This window comes from Streptomyces sp. NPDC028368 (genome assembly GCF_055565615.1).
Genome location: NZ_JBVHTY010000008.1, coordinates 350,243 through 366,696 on the forward strand (window position 1 = coordinate 350,243; position 16,454 = coordinate 366,696).

The window sequence follows — 16,454 nt, forward strand, 5'->3', positions numbered from 1 at the left end:
GGGTGCTCCGGGCGGACAGCGGAGGCGACCCGAGCCGGGCGGTCCCGAGGTGATCGATCACCTGCCGGCCTGCCGGGACAGCTTCCAGGCCGCCATGGAGCTGACCGAGCGATCGGGGTCGGACAGCAGCGGGGCGAGATCCTCCTGCCGCAGCGCGCCGGAATCGTCGAGGACCTGGGCGGCACGCCGACGGACTTCCGGGTCGGCGTCGGACAGCAGGGCGCGGGCCCGGTCGTGCCAGGTGTCGCCCCGGCGGCTCACGGCAGCCAGCGCGGCGAGGCGAACGGCGGCGGAGGCGTCCGTCAGGGCGCGGAGGAGCGTGCTGTCGTCGGCGGGCACCGGGCGGCGGCCCAGCGCGATAACGGCTGCCCGGCGTACGTCGGCGGTGGCATCGCCGAGGGCGGCGGCCCCGAGCAGGGACCGGATGGCCGGGGCGAGCACCGGGCAGCGGCCCAGCGTCCAGGCGGCCGCCTGCCGTTGAAGGGGGTCCGGGGCCTCGCGGAGTACGGACACCAACGTGGGCTCGTCGTATGGCAGAGAGATGTTGAATCCGGACGTGGCCATGCCGTTGGCGCTCTCGTCCAGCCACCTCTCGTACCAGGCCAGGAAGTCGCGGTCCGGGCTGAAGTACGGCGGCTGCAGGTCGAGGTCGACGTTGACGATGCGTCCGCGGGCGGGGCCGGATACCACGAGGAGGGTGGCGAAGCTGCAGCCTTGGCTGGTGAGCGCGAGGGCGCCCGGGTAGGGCTCGGCGTCTTCGTCGCCCAGCGCGTCGTACCAGTCAGGGCCCGGTGCGGGGCCGGTGGGCGCGAGGGGGAAGGGTTCGCTCAGATGGCCGGGCCGGACGGCGTCGAGGACGGCGTGGCTCCAGTCCTCCAGGGGCAGGAGCCCGTAGTGCGGCCCGGCGCCCGCATGGCCGATCGCCGTGAGGAAACTCCGGTAGCACTGCGGTAGCAGGATGCCGTGCCGGGTCTCGAATTCCCTCACCCGGGCTTCCGTCAGCGGCCGGCCGAGCCGGAAGCGGTGCGCTTCTTCCCCGAAGGAGTGGGCTCGGCCCGGCAGCCCGCGCACGAGTGCCAGCTTGGCGGCGATCCTGCCCAGACGTTCATCCACGCCCGGTCAACTCCCCTCGGCCCGCTCGGAGTTCCCACGCCGGGTGCCGGATACTGGGTGGGGGTCGAGCAGGAGTGGTTTCCTCATATCAGGACGGGACAAGGACGGCGGTGTGCAGATGTTTTCCTCGCGCAGGGCATCGGGCCCGGGCCACGACCTCGGGTTCGCCATAGTGCGGCGCGGTTACGCCCGAGGCGAGGTCGACGACTACGTCGAGCGGCTGGCCGGGGCCGAGCCGCCGACGGATCCGCCGACGTTCGGGTTGGAGCGGCGTGGCTATGACCGTGGGCAGGTCGACGCGTACGTCAGGGAGCAACGGGCCCGCAGGGGCCTCGGGGGGCAGTGAGTCGCTCAGCCGACGTGGACGCGGGGCCGGCGGGCGCGGTCGGGTTCGGCTTCGCGGAGGACCTCTCGGGTGACCGGGGCGACCTCGCCCTGGCCGAAGAGGAAGAAGCGGAGGAACTGGGCGAAGGGGTTGCCTTCGGTCCATTCGAAGTAGATGTGCGGCCGCTGTCCGGTCATGTCCCTCACGTGGAGGAGGAAGGCGGCGAGGGCGTTGGAGATGGTGGAGCTCTCCAGGCAGAGCACGCGGTAGCGGCCGTGCAGGACCTCGCCGCGGACCCGCAGCTCGCTCTCGAATTCGGAGGGGTCGGCGACGGTGACCTCGACGTAGATGAGGTCGTCCTCGGCCGGGACGTCGTTGTCCGTATGGATCTGCAGGAGCTTGTCGCGGTATTCCGCGACATCGCGCTGGTCGGGCTCGTTCGCGATGAAGCGGAGTCCGCGGTGGGCCGCTTCGCGGATGAACTGTTCGGCGGTGTCGTCGAGGACCACGCTGGTCACCCGTAGTTCGAAGGCGCGGGCGACGCGGGAGAGGAAGGAGACCAGGATGATGCCGGCGATGAAGCAGGCGCCGATCTTCACGCCGTCGGGGCGCTCGATGACGTTCACGACGGTGGTGTAGAGGAAGACCAGGGAGATCACGGCGAAGCCGATGGTCCAGCCGCGCTGGCGGGCGCGGCGGGCGGCGATCGTCACGGCGATGGCGGCGGAGCTGATCAGGACCAGGACGCCGGTGGCGTAGGCGCCGCCCTGGGCATCCACGTCCGCGTTGAAGATCCAGGTCACCAGGAAGGCGACCAGGGTGAAGACCAGCACCATGGGGCGGACCGCCCGCGCCCAGTGGGGCGCCATGCCGTAGCGCGGCAGATAGCGGGGCATGAGGTTGAGGAGCCCGGCCATGGCGGAGGCGCCGGCGAACCAGAGGATGGCGATGGTGGAGACGTCGTAGACCGTGCCGAAGGCCGAGCCCAGGTACTCGTGAGCCAGATAGGCCAGGGCGCGCCCGTTGGCCGCCCCGCCGGACTTGAACGCGTCCTCCGGGATGAGCAGGGTCGTGATGAAGCTCGTGATGATCAGGAATGCACTCATGATCACGGCCGCGGTCGTCAGCAGCTTCTTCGTGCCGCGGATCCGTCCCGCCGGGCGCTCTTCGGTGTCGCCCGGGTCGCCCTCGACATGCGGCATCACCGCGACGCCGGTCTCGAAGCCGGACAGGCCCAGCGCGAGTTTGGGGAAGACGAGGAGGGCCACGCCGACCATCGCCAGGACGTTGCCGTGCTCGGTGGTCAGCGCGTGGGACCAGTCGGTGACGACGTGCGGCGCGCGGGCCACATGCCACAGTCCGACGACCACAACGACGACATTGAGCGTGAGGTAGAGGCCCACCAGGACGACGGCCACGCCGACGGCTTCGAGGAAGCCCTTGAGGAAGACCGCGCCGAGCAGGGCGACCAGGATCAGGGTGATGACCATCTGCTGGTTGTGCAGGGTGCTGGTCAGATGCGGGTTCTCCACCAGGTGGGTGGAGGCGTCAGCCGCCGACAGGGTGATGGTGATCAGGAAGTCGGTCGCGGCGAAGCCCAGCAGGGTCAGGACGAACAGCTTGCCCTTCCAGAAGGACAGCAGGCGCTCCAGCATCGCGATCGAGCCCTCACCGCGCGGACTCTCCTCCGCCACCCGCCGGTAGACCGGCAGCGCACCGGCGAGGGTGACGATGACGAGGACGATGGTGGCGATCGGCGACAGGAGCCCCGCGGCGAGGGCCGCGATGCCCGGCTGATATCCGAGGGTGGAGAAATAGTCCACACCGGTCAGGCACATCACCCGCCACCACCGCTGCCCCTTGTGGGCAGGCTCCGGCTCGGGCTGCGTCCCCTTCTGATGCTTGGCCATATCGGCCAGGCCTTCCAGCATCCACGCCCGGAGTCGATGGCGCGCTGAGGCCTTGGAATCGGCATCAGTGGGGGCGGGGGTGGCCATCGTGCGCTCCTGTCGTATGGCGGGTAGGCGAAACCTTTCGGCCATCGACGAGACGGCCAGGTCAGGGTACGCAACGGGTTCGCCGGGGTTCGCGTCGGCATACCGCCTTCGTGCCCCGGGGCGCCGAAGAGGCCGTATCCGCCAACCGCCATACTGCGTACGATCTTCGTCCCCGCCCCGAAGGGATCCCCTGAAGTGTCGTCCCCCTCCCCCGCCCTCACCCGCACATCCCTCGTCATCATCGGCGCCGGTCCCGCCGGGCTCACCGTGGCGAATGTGCTGCGCGGCGCCGGGGTCGACTGTGTCGTACTCGAGGCGGAGAGCCGGGAGTTCATCGAGCGGCGCCCGCGTGCCGGGTTCATGGAGGAGTGGGCGGTGCGTGCGCTGGCCCGGCACGGGCTCGCCGACCGGCTGCTCGAACGGGCCGAGACCCAGGCACAGTTCGAGTTCCGGTTCAGCGGCGAGCGGCACGTACTGCGGACCGCGGAGCTGTCGGGGAGCCGTCATTTCGTCTATCCGCAGCCGCTGCTGGTCACCGATCTCCTTGCGGCATACGCGGACACGTCGGGGGGCGATGTCCGTTTCGGTGTACGGGATGTCCGGCTGCACGACGTGACCGGCGACCGGCCTGCGGTGACCTATGCCGATCCGGTCACCGGTGCGCGGCACCTCATCGAGTGCGACTTCATCGCGGGCTGCGACGGCGCGCGCGGGGTGAGCCGGGCGGCGATACCCGACGGCCGGACGGTCATGACGCGGCACGACCACGGCGTCGCCTGGCTCGCGCTGCTCGCCGAGGCGCCGCCGTCCGCGGACGGGGTGGTCTTCGGCATCCACGAGAGCGGGCTCGGCGCCCATATGGCCCGTAGCCCCGAGGTCACCCGCTACTACCTCCAGGTCTCGCCCGGCGAACAGGCGGAAAACTGGTCGCACGCGCGCGTATGGGAGGCCCTGCACACCCGGCTCGCCGCCGCGGGTGCCCCGCCGCTGACCGAAGGGCCGCTGGCCGAGAAGGTCGTACTGGACATGCACAACTACGTTGTGGAGCCCATGACGTACGGCCGCCTCTTCCTGGCGGGTGACTCGGCGCACCTCGTCGCGCCGATCGCCGCGAAGGGTATGAATCTCGCGATCAACGACGCGCTGCTGCTCGCCGACGCGCTGATCGCGCATTACCAGGGTGACGACAGCGGCCTCGCCGGCTATTCGGAGGCCTGCCTGCGGCGTGTCTGGCAGTACCTGGAGTTCTCGCAGTGGCTGTCGGATGTCCTGCACGGCGCCTCGTCCGGCGACCGGTTCCGGGCGGGCACCGCCGCGGCCCGGCTGCGGCGGCTGCTGGGGTCGCCGTCCGCGGCGAAGGCGTTCGCCGGGCTGTACATCGGCGAGGAAGCGGACCTGTGATTCCGCCGCAGGACCGTCCCCTCCCGTGCCGTCGGGGCACCGTTTGCCCGCCGCACCGGTAGGCGACACGCTGGAGGCATGACGTCGCGCTCCGGTCCGGACGCGCTGTCCGGCTGGGCCGTCGAGCGGCCCGGCCCGATGGCGTCCGGGCCGTTGGCGGCGGTGCGGCGCCAGGTGCCCGAGCCGGGGCCCGGTGAGCTGTTGCTGAGGGTGGAGGCGTGCGGTGTGTGCCGTACGGATCTGCATCTGGCCGAAGGCGATCTGCCGCCGCACCGGCCCTCGACCGTACCGGGGCACGAGATCGTCGGGCGGGTGGTCGCCGCGGGTGCGGGGGTGACACGGTTCCGGGACGGGGACCGGGCCGGCGGGGCCTGGCTGCGGGGGACGTGCGGCGTCTGCGCTTACTGCCGGACGGGGCGGGAGAATCTCTGTCCGGCGTCGCGGTACACCGGCTGGGACGCCGACGGCGGGTTCGCCGAAGCGGCCCTCGTGCCCGCGGACTACGCCTACCCGCTCCCGGACGACCGGAGCGCCGCACGGCTGGCGCCGCTGCTGTGCGCCGGGATCATCGGCTACCGCGCGCTGCGCCGCAGTGCGCTGCCGCCCGGCGGCCGGCTCGGGATCTACGGTTTCGGCGCCTCGGCGCATCTGGCCGCGCAGGTCGCGCTGGCCGAGGGGGCCACCGTGCACGTACTGACGCGGTCCGCGCGGGCGCGCGAACTGGCCCTTGCCCTGGGCGCGTCCTCGGCGGGCGATGCCTACGACCGCCCGCCCGAACCGCTGGACTCGGCGATCCTCTTCGCGCCGGCCGGCGAGCTGGTGCCGGTGGCCCTGGAAGCGCTGGACCGGTCGGGCACCCTTGCCATTGCCGGTATCCACCTCAGCGACATCCCCGCGCTCCGGTACCGGAGCCATCTCTTCTACGAGCGGGACCTGCGCAGCGTCACCTCCAATACGCGGCAGGACGGGCGCGAGTTCCTGGAGACGGCGGCACGGATCGGTATCCGGGTCACGGTCAGTCCCTATCCGCTGAGCCGGGCTCCGGAGGCACTCGCGGACCTGGCGGCCGGGCGGGTCCGGGGGGCCGCCGTGCTGATCCCTGACGGCATGACGGACCGTCAATAGCTCGCTCACCGGCCACGGCCCCTCCGTTGCGCACCGGGACCGACCGTCCCGGTGGCCCGTCGGCCGGCAGCTCTGCCAAGGTGCGGCGCGATCGGACCGCCGCCCGCCGCGGCCCTCCCCGAGGGGCGGTCTTCCTCCCGTACGCCTGGCGCCTCGGCGGCCGGCGCGGTGGCGGCGCCCGGCCGGGCTCCCGTACGTATGAGGCGGTACCCGCGGATCCCGACTAGCTCCCCTCTCCCTGGATGCCGCACCATGGAGGAGAGGCGGTAAATCGCGAAATGTCCTATGAGCTGGGGCCGGGGTGGACGCCCCGGCCCCGAGGGCGGATACGGCGACCGTGGCGTACAACGACGGCTTCCCGCGTACGGAGGCGGTGCAAGCAGTGACCGCGCGGGCCCTTGGGTCATCCGGGGCTGAACTGACCGCCGTCTATGTGCCGGCCGAAGGCGACGGCGATCTTCAGCTGGCCGAGATGGTCGGAGACTCCGGCGTCCCCTACGGACTGCCGACGAGCTACGCGCTGTCCGGTGACTCCCCGGTCGCGACGGCCTTCCGTACGGGCCGTGCGCTGTGGCTGGGCCCGGGGGACGGCCCGGCCAATGGCTCGGTGGGTGTGCTGCCGCTGGGCGGCGAGGCCGAGAGGCTGGGGTGTCTGGTGGTCGTGGACAAGGGCGCGGACGCCTTCGATGCCGACCGGCGCGTCCTTCTGGAGCTGCACGCCGACCAGGTGGCGGCGGGTCTGGAGGCCGTCGCGGCCCGCTTCCTCGGGCATCCCGAACTGCCCGCGCCGCCGGTCCGGCGGCCGGAGCGGCGGGCGCCGCTGGGCCCCGGGCTGGAAACCCTCCGCGGCGGCGCGTTCACACTGGAGCTGAGCACCGGGCGGATCGACACGGACCGGCGGGTCCTGGAGCTGTTCGGCATCGCGTCGGAGGAATTCGACGGGCGGGTGGAGACGCTGCTGGCACGCACCGCCCCGGACGACGTTCCCGCGCTGATGGCGATCGTGGAGCCGGGCCGGCTGCCCTCCCCGGGCCAGCAGCTCTCGTTCCGCATCCGCCGGCCCAACGGCGAGCTGCGCTGGCTGAGCCTGCGCTGCCGGGTACGGGTGAGCGCCGACGGCGTGCCGGAGCACGTGCTCGGCGTGGTCGCCGATGCCACGAATCTGCGCCCCAGTGCCGACGAGGTCGCCATTGTGCAGCGGATGTCCACGGCGCTGGCCGGTGCGACGACCATCAAGGACGTCAGCCGGGTGGTGGTCGCGGCGCTGCGGGAGCCGCTGGCCGCGAGCCGGGTGGCGGTTGCCGAGCTGGAGGCCGACCGCTTCGTGGTCACCGTCCTCGATCCCCCGAAACCCGATGCCTGGCCCGCGGCATGGCGGTCCGAGTGGCGGTCCGAATGGCCCGAAGCCTCATGCCACCAGCTGCCCACGCTGGAGGGCGCGCTGCGCGGCGGCCAGGTCGCCCTGTGGCCCCCGGGTTCGGCCTTCGAGCCGGGCCTCGCGGGCGTCGGCCCCGGCGGTCTTGCCGTACTGCCGCTGCCCGCCGACGGCCGGATGGTCGGGGTGTGCCTGATCGGCTGGGACGAGGAGCACCGGTTCGGGCCGGAGGAGCGCTCTCTGCTGACCGCGACCGCCGGTCTGGCGGGCCAGGCCCTCGTTCGCGCCCATGCGCTGGACGCCGGGCACGAGCTGACCACGATGCTCCAGCGCAGCCTGCTGCCCCGCAAGCTGCCCAAGCTGCCCGGAGGGGTGGCCGCCGCCCGCTATCTGCCCGCCACCGTGGGGCTCGAGGTGGGCGGCGACTGGTACGACGTCATCCCACTCTCCGACGGCCATGTGGCCCTCGTCATCGGCGATGTGGAGGGGCACAGCGCCGCAGCCGCGACGATCATGGGCCAGATGCGTACGGCCATCAAGGCCTATGCGGTGGAGGGCCATCCCGCCGACGTGGTGGTCGCCCACACCAACCGCCTGCTCGTCGGCATGGAGACCGACCTGTTCGCCACCTGCTGCTATGTCGACCTGGACATGGAGGAGGGGATCGCCTGGTTCGTACGGGCCGGGCATCTGCCGCCGCTGCTGCGGCTCCCTGACGGCAGCACCGAGGAAATGATGATCGAGGGCGGGCCGCCGCTGGGCGTGACCGAGGACAGCGAGTTCCCGCTGACCGAGGTCGGCCTGTCCCCCGGCACCGTCCTGGCCCTGTTCACGGACGGCCTGGCCGAGTCGGCGAGCCTCCCCCTGGAGGACGGTCTGCGCCGGGTGCGCACGGTGCTCGGCGCGGCCGACCCGGCCGATGCCGGGCGGGTCGCCGAGGAGCTGATCGGCAGCGCGAAGCGGCGCGACGACGATGTGGCGGTGCTGGTCCTGCGCTACGACGGGATGCGCGTCCGCCCGACCCGGGCCCACTGGGCGGTGTGGCGGCTCCCGGACGCCGTGATGCACGCCCGCCGCTTCACCGCGCGCACGCTGCGCTCCTGGAGCGTGACGCAGGAGATGGACGTGGCCCTGCTGGTGGTGTCCGAGCTGGTCACCAACGCCATTGCGCATACGCAAGGGGAGGTGCGGCTGGATCTGACGCTGGCCGCGGACCGGTTGCGGATCGCCGTCAACGATGCGTCGCCGCGGACGCCCGTCAAGCCGGTGAGCGTGAACTGGGAGGCGACCGGCGGCCGCGGGCTGCTGCTCGTCGAGGCGATGTCGGCGTCCTGGGGCTCGGTGCCGCTCAGCGGCGGCAAGCAGGTGTGGAGCGAGATCGCGCTGTCCCCCCGCGAGCGGCTGCCCAGGCAGGACGCCCCGCCGGAAGGCAAGGAGGGCTGGTGACGTGACTGCCCGCCCGCGCCGCGCCGCCCTCGTCCTGGCATCCGTGTGCCTGGCCGTCGGCGCGGCCGCCTGCGGGACTGCCGGTGAGGTGCACGCGCCGGGCAAACCCGCCTCCGGCGGCGCCCCGCGGATCGGTGTGCTGCTCCCGGACGACAACTGGCGCTTCCACCACTACGACAAGCCGCTGATCGAGGCGAAGATCCATCGGCTGTGCCACGAGTGCAAGATGCAGACCGTCAGCGCGCAATATGACGTGGCCACGCAACAGGCGCAGATGGACGCGATGATCACCAAGCGGGTGGACGTCCTGATCCTTGACGCCGTCGACTCCAAATCGCTGCGCACCCCCGTCGAGAACGCGCGCCGCGCGGGTATCCCGATGGTGGCCTATGACCGCCTCGTGGAGGGGCCGATCTCGGCGTATGTCTCCTTCGACGGCGCGAAGGTCGGCCGGCTCCAGGGCGAGGCGCTGCTCAAGGCACTCGGCAGCAAGGCGCACGGCGGCCAGATCGTCATGATGAACGGCGCGGCGCCCGATCCCAACTCCGCCTGGTTCAAGCAGGGCGCACTTTCCGTCCTCCAGGGAAAGGTGAAGATCGGGAAGGCCTATGACACCGCCGGCTGGCGTCCGGAGGCCGCCAACGCCAATATGTCCGCCGCCATCGCGGCCCTCGGCGCCGAGCACATCGACGGCGTCTACTCCGCCAACGACGGCCTCGCCTCCGGCATCATCTCCGCCCTCAAAGCCGCCAAGATCGATCCGCTGCCCCCGATCACCGGCCAGGACGCCGAGCTTCCCGCCATTCAGCACATCGTCGCGGGCGAGCAGTACATGACCGTCCTCAAACCCTTCAAGCCCGAGGCCGACGCCGCCGCCACCATGGCCGTCGCACTGGCACGCGGCAAGAAGCTCGAGGGCATCACCACGCGCCGGGTCAGCAGTCCCACCACGCGGGGCATCCCGGCCGTGCTGCTCACCCCGGTCCCCGTAACGCTGCACACCATCAAGGACACCGTCGTCAAGAACGGGATGTACACGATCGATCAGATCTGCATCCCCAAGTACGCGTCCGCCTGCCGGAAGGCGGGACTCACCAGGTAAGGCAGGTACGCCATGTCAGCACCGCCCCTGCTGGCGCTGCGCGGGATCTTCAAGCGGTTCGGCGCCGTCCAGGCTCTCGCGGATGTCGAGCTGGAGATCCGTGGCGGTCAGGTCGTCGCGCTCGTGGGGGACAACGGTGCGGGCAAGTCCACGCTGGTCAAGGTGATTGCCGGGGTGGATCCCGCCGATGCGGGCGTCATCGAGTGGGAGGGCCGGCCCGTCCACATCGGACGGCCGCACGAGGCCCAGCACCTGGGGATCGCCACCGTCTACCAGGACCTTGCGCTGTGCGACAACCTCGATGTGGTCGGCAATCTCTTCCTCGGCCGCGAGATCCAGCGGGCCGGCCTCCTGGACGAGGTGGAGATGGAGCGCCACACCCTGCATCTGCTGGAGACGCTCGCCATCCGGATGCCCAGCGTGCGCCTGCCGGTTGCCTCGCTGTCCGGCGGCCAGCGGCAGACCGTCGCGATCTCCCGCTCCCTCCTCGGCGAACCCAAGCTCGTCCTGCTCGACGAGCCCACCGCGTCCCTGGGCATCGAGCAGACCGCCCAGGTCCTCGACCTCGTCGAGCAGCTGCGGGAACGCGGCCACGGCGTGCTCCTGATCAGCCACAACATGGGGGACGTCAAGGCCGTCGCGGACTGGATCGCCGTACTGCGGCTCGGCCGTAACAACGGGTTCTTCGATGTGATGACCACGTCCCACGAGCAGATCATCTCCTCCATCACCGGAGCCACCGACAACGCCGTGACGCGCCGCAAGACACCGGGGTGGGAGGTGGAGACGTGAGCAGGCCATGGACGCTGTCGCTGCGCAGGAACCGGCCGGCCGGCACGGATGGCCGGCCCCCGCCCGAGCACGGCGCGCAGAACCCTCTCCAGGTGCTCAAGCGCAGATTCCACAGCGGCGAGCTCGGCTCGGTCCCGGTCGTCCTGGGCCTGGTCGTGGTGTGGATCATTTTCGAGAGCCTCAACAAGAACTTTCTCTCGCCCCGCAATCTCTCCAGTCTGAGCGTGGACATCGTCGGTATCGGCCTGATCTCGACAGGTGTCGTCTTTGTGCTGCTGCTCGGCGAGATCGATCTGTCGGTCGGCTCGGTGAGCGGCCTGGCGGCGGCCGCGTTCGCGGTGCTGAACGTGAACCAGGGCGTGCCGGAAGGTCTCGCGCTGCTGCTCGCGGTGCTCGCCGGCACGCTGATCGGGGCCGTCCAGGGATTCTTCTTCGCCAAGGTCGGGGTGCCCGCGTTCGTGGTCACCCTGGCCGGGCTGCTGGGCTGGTACGGCCTGATGCTCTACATCCTGGGCACCAGCGGCACGATCAACCTCGATGACAAGGGCCTGGTCGCCATGCTGACCGGCTACTACTTCACCCATGTCGCCGCCGCGTACGGGCTGGCTGCGCTGGGCACCGCCGGGTATTTCCTCGCCTCCTACCAGGACGTACGGCGCCGTAGGGCCGCGGGCGTGCCGGCCAGGCCACTGAGCGAGATCACGCTGCGTACCGGCGTGCTGGCGGTGATCTCCCTGGCCTCGGCCTGGGTGCTCAACCAGTTCCAGGGCCTGCCGCTGGCCCTGTTGATCTTCCTCGTCATCCTCGTGGGCCTCGACCAGGTGCTGCGCCGTACCCGTTACGGACGGATGGTCTTCGCACTCGGCGGCAGCGTCGAGGCCGCCCGCCGTACCGGCCTCAATGTCGGCCTGGTGCGGATCTCGGTCTTCATGATCTCCGGAACGATGGCCGCGATCGGCGGCCTGTTCCTCGCCTCGCGGGTCACCTCGGCCACCCAGACCTCGGGCTCGGGAAACCTCCTGATGGACGCCATCGCGGCGGCGGTCATCGGCGGCACCAGCATGTTCGGCGGGCGCGGCCGGACCTGGTCCGCTCTGCTCGGGGTCCTGGTCATCCAGTCGATCGCCTCCGGGGTGGCCCTCATGGGCATTCAGAACGCCGTCCAGTACATGATCACGGGTGGTGTGCTGCTCGTCGCCGTGGTCATCGACTCGCTGTCGCGCCGCGCGCAGCGGGCCCACGGCCGGGTGTGAGGCGCGCGGGCTGCCTGACGGGCGAGGGTGCCCGTCGGCTCGGGCGCGGTCGGATTCGCGTTGCTGCGGTTGCGGATAACGCCCCGGGCGAGAAGCATGGACGAAGGAATGCGATGTCGGGCGGAGTCCGCGAAGTCTGCGGAATCTCGGTAAAAGCACCGTGCACCGTTCATCTCCTACCTGGCCACGCCAGTTCACTTCCCCCCTTTCCGAAACGCCGCCGAGCGAGCCATACGGCTTGAAATAGGGCAACTGCGAAGGGACGGCTACTTCATGGCCATGAAGTACGGACCTGAAAGCCAATCGCCCCGGCCGGGGCAGCCGCCCTTGTGGACTTTCGCCGAAGAATTCGGTGCACTCGGCACGGCAATTCTCGACGCTCTGCGTGCCATGGGCAGCACCGGCGAATACGGCGAGGAGGCTTATCAGCGGGCGCGCGACGCGCTCCGCGGATATCCCGCCGAGGACGTCACCGCATTGCTGCGACGCGGCTGGGAGACGCTTCCCGAGAGCGCCTATCCCGACCGCTGGGGCGTCGTCCAATTGCTCACCGATCTCCGTCTGCCGACCGCTGCGGACGTCTTCGGAACCATCTTGGCCACCCCGATTCCCCCGGAGCGCACTCCTGAGGACGAGCACCGGTATTCCACGGTCGGGGAAGAAATCATCATCAGAACCACCGCCGTCGAAGGGCTGGCACGGCTGGCCGCGCAGAACGATCCCGGAGCGGTCGACCTGCTCATACGGCAGGCGACGGATGCTCCCCGGAGCATTCAGGTGGCATCCGTGATGGCGCTGCGGGATCTCGGCCAGGGCGCCGGTGTCGATGTCTCCAGCCTGGTTCCGGAAAAGGACCAGGAGTTGCTCCGCATGCGCCGGTACGACGTCAGCGAGATTCCAGGAATCGGCGACGTCGATTACCTCCGCAACACGGAGGCCGGGGCGGCAAAAATGCCACCGCCGACGCCCCATTGACACTCTTTTTCCGAGGTGATGCGCCATGACCGAGACCACCGAGCGCCGTCCGCAGGCGACACAGCGGGCCGTTTCCCCCAAGAGCCGCGGGAAGACGACCATCGCGGACGGCGTGGTCGCCAAGATCGCTTACCTTGCCGCCGAGGACGTGCCGGGCGTTCATGCGCTGGGCAGCGGATTCGCCAGATCCGTCGGAGCCCTGCGCAAACGCGTCCCGGGAGGGCCGGCCACCACCATCCACGGCGTCAAGGTCGAGGTCGGCGAGAAGCAGGCGGCGGTCGACCTGGACATTATCGTCGAGTACGGCGAAATCATTCCCGAGGTGGCCGATTCCGTACGGGAAAGCGTGATTGCCGCCGTCGAGCGGATGACCGGTTTCGAGGTCGTGGAAGTAAATACCGCGGTGAGCGATGTGAAACTTCCCGATGAACCGGATGAGGAGGCTCCGCCGGAACGCGTGGTGTAGCACCGCGACGGCAGGGGCCCAGGGGCCGGATCAGTCGGCCGCCAGGCCGTGCCGGGCCAGCAGTGGCCCGATGTCCGGGTCGCGCCCGATCACGGCGCGGAACGCCGCCATGGGATCGACGCTGCCGCCCTTGCTGAGGAGCTCGCGGCGGAAGATCTCCCCGCTCTCGCGCACCGTCTTCCCGTTCTCGCGGAACCATCGCACGGTGTCGGCGTCCAGGACCTCGGCCCATCGGTAGCCGTAATAGCCGGCCGCGTACTCGCCCTCGAAGATGTGGGCGAAATAGCCGGTGCGGTAGCGCGGCGGGATCGCGGGCAGGTCGAGCCCGTAGCGCTCCAGCGCGGACACCTCGAACGCCTCGGCGCCGTCCGCGTCCGGCAGATCGCCGTCGGCGGCCAGGGTGTGCCAGGCCCAGTCCAGCAGCGCGGCTGCCAGGTGCTCCACCATCCGGAAGCCGACGCCGAAGTTCTCCGCCTCGCGCAGCCGGGCGGGCAGCTCGGGCGGCATCGGCTCGCCGGTGAGGTGGTGCCGGGCGTAGTGGGCCAGCACCTCGGGCCGGTCCGCCCACATCTCGTTGACCTGGGAGGGGAACTCGACGAAGTCGCGCGGCACGTGGGCGCCCGACAGCAGCGGGTAGCGCACGTCGGAGAACAGCCCGTGCAGTGCGTGGCCGAACTCGTGGAACAGAGTGGTGACCTCGCTCCAGGTCAGCAGTACCGGCTCGCCCTCCGGGGGCTTGGCGATGTTCAGGTGGTTGGTGACCACCGACTTCTGGCCGAGCAGGTGGGACTGCCCCACAAGCGCGTCCATCCAGGCGCCGCCGCGCTTGGACTCGCGGGCGTGGAAGTCACCGATGTACAGGCCGAGCGGGCCGCCGTCGGCATCGTGCACCTCGAAGACCCGGGCGTCCGGATGGTGCGCCACCAGGTCGGGCCGCTCGGTGAGGGTGATCCCGTAGACCAGCCCGGCGGCGTGGAAGACGCCGTCGCGCAGCACCGTCTCCAGCTCCAGATACGGGCGCAGCGCCGCGGCGTCGACGGCGAACCGCTCCTTGCGGATCCGCTCGGAGTAGTACTGCCAGTCGGCCGCGCGTATCTCCTCCATTCCGGCGGCCTCGGCCAGCGCCGCGCCCTCGCGTGCGGCGTTGGCGAGGGCGGGGGCGATCAGCCGGCCGAGCATGTCCTCGACGGCGCCGGTGGTGCCCGCGGTCCCGTCGGCGACCACCCAGGCAGCGTGGCTGGGGTGGCCCAGCAGCGCGGCACGCTCGGCGCGCAACGTCGCCAGGGTGACGGCGATCGGCCCGTTGCTCTCGATGCCGCGCCCGAGTGAGGCGGCGAGCAGCCGCTCGCGCAGCGCCGGGTCCGCGAGCGCGGCGAGTTCACTCTGGTGGGAGAAGTTCTTCAGGCTGAGCACGAACTTGCCGTCATGGCCACGGGCGTTGGCGTTCTCGGCGGCGGCCGCGATCTCGTCCGCGGGCAGCCCGGCCAGCTCCTCGGCACGCTCCAGTACCAGCGCGGCGTCGGCGGTGGCCGCGCGCAGGTTCTGCCGGAACTGGGTGCAGCGGGATGCGATCTCGCTGTTCAGCTCGCGCAGCCGCTGCTGCTCCTTCGGGGTGAGCCGCGCTCCCGCCCGTACGCGAAGGGTGTGATGGCGCTCCAGCAGCCGCAACTGGTCTTCGTCCAGGCCGAGTTGGCCGCGTCGCTCGAAGAGGTCGTCGAGGCGGGCGAACAGGTCGGCGTCCAGCAGCAGGGCGTCGTCGTGGGCCGCCAGCCGAGGTGCGATCTCGGCCTCGATCTCCTGGAGCGCGGCGTCGGTGTCCGAGGCCGCCTGGTTGCGGAAGACGCCACGGACCCGGCGCAGCACCGCGCCGCTGCGCTCCAGCGCCTCGACGGTGTTCTCGAAGGTCGCGGACTCGGCACCGGCCCCGATCGCGGCCACCTCGGCCAGCTGGTCGGACATACCGCGCTCGAAGGCCGGCCGGAAGTGCTCGTGCCGGATCCGGGCGAACGGCGGCAGCTCGTAGGGCAGTTCACTGGGCTGGAAGAACGGATTCGAGGTCACGGGAGCCGACCCTACGCCCGGGAGCGGCTTCCGGTCCGGCGGTTTGCCCACCGCAGCCGGAGCGGGACCGGCGGAATCCGCTCCGCCGGCCGGGGGTGGCCGGCCGACGGGTGACGGGGCAGACACCAAGGGTCACCCTTCGAAATGCCGGGACTCACGGACCCTGGTTGTCTGGGGTATGGCGACATTCCGCGACCGACCAAGGAGTGATCATGGGCGCTACGGATGAAGCAGGCAAGCGTCTCCAGCAGATGCGGGAGAAGGCCCAGCAGCTGACCGAGGCCGCCAAGCAGGCCACCGACCCCAAGGAGCGGGAGCGCCTGCAGGAGAAGGCACGCAAGCTGCAGAGCCAGACCGAGCAGGAAAGCGGCATGGGCGGCGGAGACATCTTCCCCTCCAAGTAACGAGTACGCGTAACGGATCCACGCGACCCGCCGCGCCGCACCGGCCGGTGCCCCCTGCCCCGGCGGACGTCCCCGCGGACGCCCGTACGGCCCCAGGAGGTCACCGGCCGCTCGCTGCCCCGGTCCGGTCCCGCACCCGACGGCCCCACCTGCGTGCCCTCACCCTTCACGAACAGCCCCGCCGGCCCCCCGCACCACCAGTTTCGGATCCGGTACCGCCTCTCGCGGCTCCGCGCCCGCCCCTCCAGCCGCTCGACGGGGAAGCCGGCCGGGCACTGCTGGGGATTCAGCCGCCGGTGGGTGATGGCCTGCTCATCCACCCGTAGATCAGCCTGGTCGGGACGGACCTCCTCGATCGCTGGAGGCGAGCGTGTGGGCGCACTCGCGCGCTCAGCCGGCCCCGGTTCCCGTAGCCGCCGCAGGGCGCACACGGGGAACGGGGCTCGTCGCTTTTCCGGCGCGCTCTCGGGGAGACGCCGCGCCAACTCGCCGCGCACCCCTTGCCAAGCCGAGATAGTACGTGTTCGGATTATCTCCGTCGGGTGCTCCACCAGCAGGGGCATCACCGCAGATCAGAGCATGTCCGTAGGCCCGTTCCGCGGCAAGTCCCCTCTCCCCC

Annotated in this window: 13 protein-coding genes; 10 read left to right on the top strand and 3 right to left on the bottom strand. The window is 70.9% G+C overall.

Features of this window, described 5'->3' with window-relative positions:
- Positions 1-57 precede the first annotated feature (57 nt).
- Positions 58-1,113 carry a HEAT repeat domain-containing protein gene (locus tag ACZ4S3_RS21065; protein ID WP_467936314.1) on the bottom strand — a complete coding sequence of 352 codons (1,056 nt, stop codon included), beginning with the start codon at positions 1,111-1,113 and terminating at the stop codon, positions 58-60.
- Between the two features lie 112 nt (positions 1,114-1,225).
- On the opposite strand from ACZ4S3_RS21065, the gene ACZ4S3_RS21070 reads away from it, so the two are divergent.
- On the top strand, positions 1,226-1,459 hold the full coding sequence (locus tag ACZ4S3_RS21070; RefSeq protein WP_467936316.1) for a hypothetical protein: 234 nt from the start codon (positions 1,226-1,228) through the stop codon (positions 1,457-1,459).
- Positions 1,460-1,464: 5 nt separating this feature from the next.
- Here the strand turns inward: ACZ4S3_RS21070 and ACZ4S3_RS21075 are convergent, their stop codons facing one another.
- Entirely contained in the window at positions 1,465-3,435 is a 1,971-nt protein-coding gene (locus ACZ4S3_RS21075; RefSeq protein WP_467936318.1) for an APC family permease, read from the bottom strand.
- 195 nt (positions 3,436-3,630) lie between these two features.
- Between ACZ4S3_RS21075 and ACZ4S3_RS21080 the strand changes: the two genes are divergently transcribed.
- From ACZ4S3_RS21080 to ACZ4S3_RS21115, 8 genes are all read left to right on the top strand, one after another.
- On the top strand, positions 3,631-4,836 hold the full coding sequence (locus tag ACZ4S3_RS21080) for a 4-hydroxybenzoate 3-monooxygenase (protein WP_467936320.1): 1,206 nt from the start codon (positions 3,631-3,633) through the stop codon (positions 4,834-4,836).
- 78 nt (positions 4,837-4,914) lie between these two features.
- Positions 4,915-5,961 carry a zinc-dependent alcohol dehydrogenase family protein gene (locus ACZ4S3_RS21085; protein WP_467936322.1) on the top strand — a complete coding sequence of 349 codons (1,047 nt, stop codon included), beginning with the start codon at positions 4,915-4,917 and terminating at the stop codon, positions 5,959-5,961.
- A gap of 337 nt (positions 5,962-6,298) precedes the next feature.
- Positions 6,299-8,782 (top strand): SpoIIE family protein phosphatase, encoded by a 2,484-nt coding sequence (locus tag ACZ4S3_RS21090; RefSeq protein ID WP_467936324.1) that lies wholly within the window; start codon positions 6,299-6,301, stop codon positions 8,780-8,782.
- A gap of 1 nt (position 8,783) precedes the next feature.
- On the top strand, positions 8,784-9,884 hold the full coding sequence (locus ACZ4S3_RS21095; protein WP_467936326.1) for a sugar ABC transporter substrate-binding protein: 1,101 nt from the start codon (positions 8,784-8,786) through the stop codon (positions 9,882-9,884).
- Positions 9,885-9,896: 12 nt separating this feature from the next.
- Entirely contained in the window at positions 9,897-10,676 is a 780-nt protein-coding gene (locus tag ACZ4S3_RS21100) for an ATP-binding cassette domain-containing protein (RefSeq protein WP_467936328.1), read from the top strand.
- A 92-nt stretch (positions 10,677-10,768) separates the two neighbouring features.
- Positions 10,769-11,929 carry a sugar ABC transporter permease gene (locus ACZ4S3_RS21105; RefSeq protein ID WP_467936481.1) on the top strand — a complete coding sequence of 387 codons (1,161 nt, stop codon included), beginning with the start codon at positions 10,769-10,771 and terminating at the stop codon, positions 11,927-11,929.
- Between the two features lie 273 nt (positions 11,930-12,202).
- Complete coding sequence (locus ACZ4S3_RS21110; protein WP_467936330.1) at positions 12,203-12,904, top strand: hypothetical protein; 702 nt, start codon at positions 12,203-12,205, stop codon at positions 12,902-12,904.
- A 25-nt stretch (positions 12,905-12,929) separates the two neighbouring features.
- Positions 12,930-13,370 (top strand): Asp23/Gls24 family envelope stress response protein, encoded by a 441-nt coding sequence (locus ACZ4S3_RS21115; protein ID WP_467936332.1) that lies wholly within the window; start codon positions 12,930-12,932, stop codon positions 13,368-13,370.
- 30 nt (positions 13,371-13,400) lie between these two features.
- Here ACZ4S3_RS21115 and ACZ4S3_RS21120 read toward each other — a convergent pair whose 3' ends face one another.
- Complete coding sequence (locus ACZ4S3_RS21120) at positions 13,401-15,431, bottom strand: M3 family metallopeptidase (protein WP_467936334.1); 2,031 nt, start codon at positions 15,429-15,431, stop codon at positions 13,401-13,403.
- A gap of 212 nt (positions 15,432-15,643) precedes the next feature.
- Here ACZ4S3_RS21120 and ACZ4S3_RS21125 point away from each other — a divergent pair, with 212 nt between their 5' ends.
- A complete protein-coding gene (locus tag ACZ4S3_RS21125) occupies positions 15,644-15,835 on the top strand; it encodes a DUF6381 family protein (RefSeq protein ID WP_467936336.1) in 192 nt (63 codons plus the stop codon).
- Positions 15,836-16,454: the final 619 nt, after the last annotated feature.